Raw genomic sequence first — 2496 nt, 5'->3', positions numbered from 1 at the left:
TGGGGCCGGGCGGGGCAGGAGCTGGTGCCGGTTGGGCGGGTTTTACGGGTTTGGTCTGGATGGCCGTGGGCTTTTGCGCCGCTGACGGTGGAGGGGCCGGTGTGGGGCTGGGTTTCGCAGGAGCGGAAGGCTCGGCCGTGGGTTGGGGCTCCTTCGTGACCTTCTTGGTGGCAGCGGCCTTCTGCTCGGCAGCTTCTTCGTCCGAGGCGGCCTTTTTCTTGGCGGTGGTCTCGTCATCCACGGGGGCCGGCACGGGCACCTCCAAGGAGTACTTGCTGCGGGAGGCGGGAATGACGCGGAGACCGTCGACCCAGTCGAAGGACTGGGGGTCCACGGCCTGCCCGTCGACCCAGGTCTCGAGGTGCAGGTTTGGTCCCGTGACTCGGGTTCCGGTGGCACCGACGGAACCGAGCTGCTCGGCTGCGGCCAGCCGGTCACCGGTGGCCACCCTGACGTCCTCGAGGTGGTTATAGGTGGTCCTCAGTCCGTCCGCGTGGGTGACCTCCACACGGTTGCCGCCCCAGACGTCCCAGAACACGGCCGTCACCTCGCCCTCGGCGGCCGCCACGACCGGCAGCCCTGCGGCTGCGGAGACGTCGGTGCCGTTGTGGAACTCGCGGTCGCCGCGATCGGGGGCGATCCGCCACCCGAAGGTTCCCCCGGTCAGGACGGCCCCGGGAGTGGTGGGGGCGATGAGGGTGTTGACGGGAAGCTCGCCCGAGTACAGCCTCGGTGCATGTCGCCCCGGGCGCACCGTCGAGGCCGCGTTCCGGGCGGCGTCGCCCGGCCCGGTGCCTTGGCGCCAGGACCCGTTGCCTGCGGCGCCGTCACGGACGGGCGAGGTGGAACGGTTCTGCCGCAACGGTGCCGCCGGAGGGTGCTGCCGCTCCTGACCTGACGCGAAGAGGCTCCACCCGCTGTCCGACCGCTCCGAGGAGGCCGAGGAGCCCGCCGACACCCCGAAGGCAGCCCCTCGTTCTTCGCCGGCCCCCGGAGTGACGCCCGAGCTGACGGCCACGCTCGGCGCCACGAGGGCCGAGAACGCGGCGAGGGCGCTCACCGGCGAGGAGGCGCGGTGACGGAGGTCGGGCTTGGCAGGGCGGCGAGAGGAGTCACGGGGCATGATGGTGTTTCCCCCAGGACGTCGCGGGCAACGACGGAAAGATCGAGCAACGGACCGCAGGCATCAAACATTGGTGTGCGCGTAGGAGCACGGACAATCCTCCTGAGGATACGTCTTCGCTCCCGTTAATGCGGTGTCGTGCGGGCACGCAACGCTGTATGACGCGCAGAGCTGCCGCCCTCCGATTCGAGGTTCCTGAATCGGTGGCAAAGTGGCGCTGATGTACCTCATGTGACGCGGTAGATCTCGGTGTCAGGGCGCCGAGTCATGGGTCAGGTGTTGCCGTGGCAGCCAGGGTGGTTCGCGCCTGTGGTCAGTCGAGCAGATTGGTGAGGCCGGGGGCGAGCAGCAAGATGGTGGGCACGATGATGAGCGCAGCGGCTGCGCCGATGACTGTTGCCTTTTGTCCCGCCGGCACGGGCGTGGCCTCCAGTCGCAGGATGCGATGACGGGCGTCCTCGGCAGGGGCCGCGCCTGTCCAGGTGCCTTGGAAGCGGTGCGAGGGAGCAGCGGATCCACCGGTGCTGACAAGGGCGACGGCTCGGGCGAGGGTACGGTCGTCGACGCTCCGGCGGGCGCGGTCGTCGGCGAGCATCTCGACGAGGAGCCCGACTTCGCGGTGAGCGCGGTCGGCGATGGGGAACCAGGGCAGGGAAGCCTTCCAGGCGCGGAATAGCATCAGCACGATGTCATGGCGTTGGGTGGCATGTGCCTTCTCGTGCTCGATCACCGCGTCCAGCTCGTTTTCATCGAGCAGTGACAGCAATCCGGCAGAGAGGACGGTCATCGTGGTGAACGCCCCCGGGAGGCAGTAGGCGACAGGGGCGGGGTTGTCGAGGAGCCGGGTGCCGGGGGCATCGGGCAACGGTGTGCTCAGGAGCAGGACCAGCTGGGCATGGCGCCGGCGATCGCGTTCGGCGCGCACAATCGTGACCATCAGGTTCAGCAGCAGATGCCCGCCGAGCAGAACTGCTCCGGACAGCGCGAGGATGTGCATCGGGCCTGCGGGCACCCATGGCTGATCTCCCAAGAAGCTAGCGGCGAAGCTGATGCCGCCCGTGACCAAGTCCGGCCCAAAAGGGGCCAGGCCGAAGGTGAGCAAGGCCCCGAGCATCGACAGCCCGCCGGCCAGGGCGACGGCCTGCCAGAGCACCAGTGCGGTGGCGGGGGCGCGGGTCGGCCACTTGGCGTGCGAGAAAAGGATCGGGACGGGCCAGGCCAGGGCGAGAGCAAATGCCGCGAGGCCGATCGAGGCGCTGATCACATGGACTCAGTGGTCGTCGAGGAGGCGCCGCAGAGTTTGTGCCTCCTCGGAACTGACGCCCCCGACGAAGCGTTCGAGTACGGCGGCCCGGTCGTTGGCTGTTCCGAGG

The 2496-nt window shown here is 69.2% G+C and carries 2 protein-coding genes; both read right to left on the bottom strand.

Annotated features, from left to right (window positions below; genetic code table 11):
• Nucleotides 1–1123, bottom strand: a 1123-nt coding sequence (locus tag L979_RS11550) for a M23 family metallopeptidase (RefSeq protein WP_156125571.1), incomplete at its 3' end; no start/stop codon positions are given.
• Between the two features lie 313 nt (nucleotides 1124–1436).
• Entirely contained in the window at nucleotides 1437–2387 is a 951-nt protein-coding gene (locus tag L979_RS11545) for a M56 family metallopeptidase (RefSeq protein ID WP_019311283.1), read from the bottom strand.
• Nucleotides 2388–2496: the final 109 nt, after the last annotated feature.

Origin of the sequence: Kocuria sp. ZOR0020, from assembly GCF_000800955.1 — a bacterium.
Taxonomy (GTDB): domain Bacteria; phylum Actinomycetota; class Actinomycetes; order Actinomycetales; family Micrococcaceae; genus Kocuria; species Kocuria subflava.
Note: the sequence above shows the minus strand (reverse complement) of the source record. Positions and strands in the feature narration are given on the sequence as shown.